This window comes from Prosthecobacter sp., from assembly GCF_044378005.1.
GTDB lineage: Bacteria > Verrucomicrobiota > Verrucomicrobiia > Verrucomicrobiales > Verrucomicrobiaceae > Prosthecobacter.
Window position 1 is genome coordinate 1 of record NZ_JBILYB010000283.1, and the last position, 3,666, is coordinate 3,666.

Genomic DNA, 3,666 nt, shown 5'->3' on the forward strand with positions numbered 1-3,666 from the left:
GATCAAGGTACGCTCGACATCACGACTTTGAATATGGCTAGCCGCACGAGCACTGGCACGGGTGGCGCTACGGCCGTCGTCAACCTTGGTGACAGTGTTGCTCCTGGAACCCCCGTCACGACCATTGGCTCTATCAACATGGCCGTGAACACCAGCTCAGGTGGAACGGTGGAGGCTGACATTAACATCACAGGTGGCACTGTGAATATTGGCACTGGCAGCGGCACTGCCATCAACATGGCCAACGCCAGCGCCGGACGGACAGTGACCTCAGACATCACCCTTACAGGCGGAACCGTCGAAGTGACTGGCAATATTGTCCGCACAGGTGGTGCCGGCACTGAGAATGCGACGGTCACCCTCAATGGCGCGACCCTCGACTTGAATGGCAACAGCATTGGTGCCTCTGCGCAGACCATCACCTTTGCCGCACAATCCGGCGCACTGTCCGGCCTCGCCGAATTGAATGGCGGTGGCCTGCTCAACAAGACCACCGCTGGCTCCTTGAGCCTCGGCAACGGCAATCTTTACACAGGTGGCACCACGCTGACTCAGGGCACACTCCTTGCTACCAACACCACGGGTTCAGCGACAGGTTCTGGTGCTGTGAGCACCCTTGCAAGCACCGTCTTGGGAGGCACCGGTAGCATCACTCCTGGCAGTGGTAATGCAGTCACCGTCAATGGCACACTTCAAGTCGGTGGAACATCTCCAGTCGCAGGCCAGACGTTGACCATCGCCACCAATGCCGCCTCTCTCACCATCAATAGTCTACTGACCTTTGATCTGTTCTCTGGCGAAAGCTCTGGCACGACGAATGGCATCTCAACAGCAGACCGCCTCCTCCTCACTGGCAACTCCAATGGCGCAATGGTCGCGCTCGGCGCTGCCTCCGTCTTTGAGATTACGACTTCAGTCTCCAGCGGTTGGGCTGCAGGTTCCTCCTGGCAGTTGATCGATTGGGCAGGTCTGACCCCAACAGGGACCTTCTCGAATCTCTCCGGTGGCCCCATCGGAAATTTCTCTAACCTGCCAGATCTTTCGACGTTTGGCCTTGGATGGGATGTTTCAGCGATTTATAGCACGGGGATAGTTTCCATCGCAGTCGTTCCTGAGCCATCACGAGCGATGCTTCTGCTTCTGGGACTTCTGGGTCTATTCCTCCGCCGCCGCAGAAATTAAGGACTCTGCTGAGATCGTTGATTTTTACTGCCAATCTGGAACCTCACGGGCGTTTTCTCGTCAGTGAGGTTCTTTCTTTTCTGCGTATGCATCAGCTCTCAGGTGGCTCATTCGGCCCCTGTTTCCTTTTCCGGCCAAATTGCTCCCTTGTTGGTGGACCAATGTCTGGAATGTCATCGAGATCAGAAGGCGAAGGGTGGTTATCGGCTCGATACCTTTAAGCCGTTCCTCAAAGCCGGTGACAGTGACGAGGCACCCATCTCGCCCGGCAGACCGGAACAGAGTGAAATCTTCGAACTCATCGCGACTCACGAGGAGAATGATCGGATGCCGAAGAAGGCGGATGCACTGCCTGAAAAGGAAACAGCACTGATCCGCCAGTGGATCACCGAGGGTGCAAAGTTCGATGGCAAAGACGCGAAGGACTCACTGGCCTCGCTACTGCCGGAAAAAGTGATTCAGATTCCTGAGAAATACCCATGTCCGATCCCTGTGACGGCGATGACCCTGAATGGCGATGGCACGGTGCTCGTGACCAGTGGCTTTCATGAGTTGCTGGCCTGGGACCCCGAGACGGGAAAGCCTCGCGCCCGAGTTGCAGGAATGCCGGAGCGCATTCTCGGGCTGAGCTTTGTTAAAGGCGGGCCATGGCTCGCGGTGGCCGCAGGCACACCGGGACGCAGCGGAGAAGTCTGGCTGGTGAATTTCGTGAAGCCTTCCGAACGCAAGCGACTCGTCCAACTCCGTGACTGTGCGCTCTGCGCGGGGACGACGCCAGATGGCAGCGTGCTGGTGACGGGCGGTGCGGACAATCATGTGCGCGCCTTTGCTTTGCCGGAAGGCCAGCCGCTGTGGGATCTCGAAGCGCACGCGGACTGGGTCTTAGCTCTGGCCATGAGTGCGGATGGAAAGCACGTGGCCTCCGCCAGCCGGGATCGCACGGTGAAGGTCTTCGATGTGAAAACCGGTACGGTCGAAGGCACCTTCACGGAGCAGGAGGTGCAGGTGCTTAGTGTCGCTTTTTCTCTCGATGGCACACAACTCATCACCGGCGGTGCCGACGGCGAGGTGAGGCGCTGCAAACTTAATGGCGAAGGCATCAAAGACACGACACTCCGCCCCGGTGGTCGAACTCAAGTCCTGGGACTCGGCTTTCTCCAGAGCGAAACGCCGCTTGCCGTGCTGGGGAATGGATTGGTGACGACGATGGATGCGAAGTCCAGGAAAGGGAAAGACCAGCTCACCCGCCACGACGATCGTGTGAACGCGGTGCTCATCAGTGGCAAACCCGAGCAGCGTCGCATCATCACAGCCTGCCACGATGGTCAGGTGAGGGTCATCGGCGTCAGCAGCGTGGAGCGGGATGGCAAGCCGGCGCAGGTCATCCGCGAGGTGGCGAAGTTCATGGCGAGTCCCGGTTGGTGATCGGCGAGATGGGCTCACCCACCTGTCAGTGTGCGCACTTCTACCGAGGAGAGATTCCGCCAGGTTCCTTTCGCCAATGCTCCCAGCTTCAGGCCGCCGATGTCCACGCGCACGAGTCGCATGACTTCGAGGCCGTGGGCCTCCAGCACTCGGCGGATGTGGCGGTTGCGGCCTTCGTCGAGGGTGATTTCCAGCCAGGAGTTCTTTTCACCCTGACGCAGCAAGCTTACGGTCTGCAATTTCAGTCTCTCGCCCTCATCTTCCACGCTCCTGCGCAGTTTCGCGAGGAGGCTGTCATCCGCGAGTGCGCTTACCTGCACATGGTAGGTCTTGGGCACATGCGTCGCCGGATCGGTGATGGCATTGGCCCAAGCGTTGTCGTTGGTGAAGAGCAGGAGACCCTCGCTGGCTTTGTCTAGCCGACCCACGGGTGAAAGATGCGGAAGTGCGTGGCCTTCAAAGCAGGAAAAGACGGTATCGCGTCCCTTTTCATCGCTTGTCGTGGTGACGAGGCCGCGTGGTTTGTTCAGCATGAGATAGACATGCTTGATGAAACCGACGGGTTTGCCTTCCACGGAAATCTGATCCCGGTCGATCTGCACCGGCTTTTCGGGGTCACGGCAAAGCTGGCCGTTGAGGGTGACTTTGCCTGTCTTGATCAGCAGTCCAGCCTGGCTGCGTGAGCAGAAGCCAAGCTTTGAAAGGGCTCGGGCGAGTCCGGTGCGGGGTTGGTCAGAGGCGGGAGGCATAGGAACATGAAAAAGGCGGACTCGGGTCACGAGTCCGCCTAGAAAGTGTAGAACTGAGAAGCGAATTAAGCCTCGAGGGCGGCTCCGTCCACGTTCACGCGGCGGCCATCCTGGTCGAAGCGCACACGTCCTTCCACGAGGGAGAAGATGGTGTGGTCTCTGCCGATGCCGACGTTGCGACCAGGGGTCCACTTCGTGCCACGCTGGCGGATGATGATGTTTCCGGCGATGACGACTTCACCACCATACTTTTTCACGCCGAGACGCTTGCTGTTGCTATCGCGACCGTTTTTGACGGAACCTTGACCTT

General features: G+C 58.6%; 4 protein-coding genes. 2 read left to right on the forward strand and 2 right to left on the reverse strand.

The genetic code is table 11. The features are described from left to right. Together AC6FTP_RS26105 and AC6FTP_RS26110 are read left to right on the forward strand one after the other, a co-directional pair. Positions 1 to 1,182, forward strand: a 1,182-nt coding sequence (locus AC6FTP_RS26105; RefSeq protein WP_497209829.1) for a PEP-CTERM sorting domain-containing protein, incomplete at its 5' end; no start/stop codon positions are given. 153 nt (positions 1,183 to 1,335) lie between these two features. Then, complete coding sequence (locus tag AC6FTP_RS26110; protein WP_497209832.1) at positions 1,336 to 2,607, forward strand: c-type cytochrome domain-containing protein; 1,272 nt, start codon at positions 1,336 to 1,338, stop codon at positions 2,605 to 2,607. Positions 2,608 to 2,621: 14 nt separating this feature from the next. On the opposite strand, the gene AC6FTP_RS26115 is transcribed toward AC6FTP_RS26110, so the two are convergent. Together AC6FTP_RS26115 and rpmA are read right to left on the reverse strand one after the other, a co-directional pair. After that, a complete protein-coding gene (locus tag AC6FTP_RS26115) occupies positions 2,622 to 3,356 on the reverse strand; it encodes a pseudouridine synthase (protein WP_497209830.1) in 735 nt (244 codons plus the stop codon). 65 nt (positions 3,357 to 3,421) lie between these two features. Then, on the reverse strand, positions 3,422 to 3,666 hold a 245-nt coding region (gene rpmA, locus AC6FTP_RS26120; RefSeq protein ID WP_497209831.1), incomplete at its 5' end, for a 50S ribosomal protein L27.

Excerpts from the sequence above, each read along its gene's own strand:
- AC6FTP_RS26115 (WP_497209830.1), bottom strand. The coding sequence starts at position 3,356 with ATGCCTCCCGCCTCTGACCAACCCCGCACCGGACTCGCCCGAGCCCTT.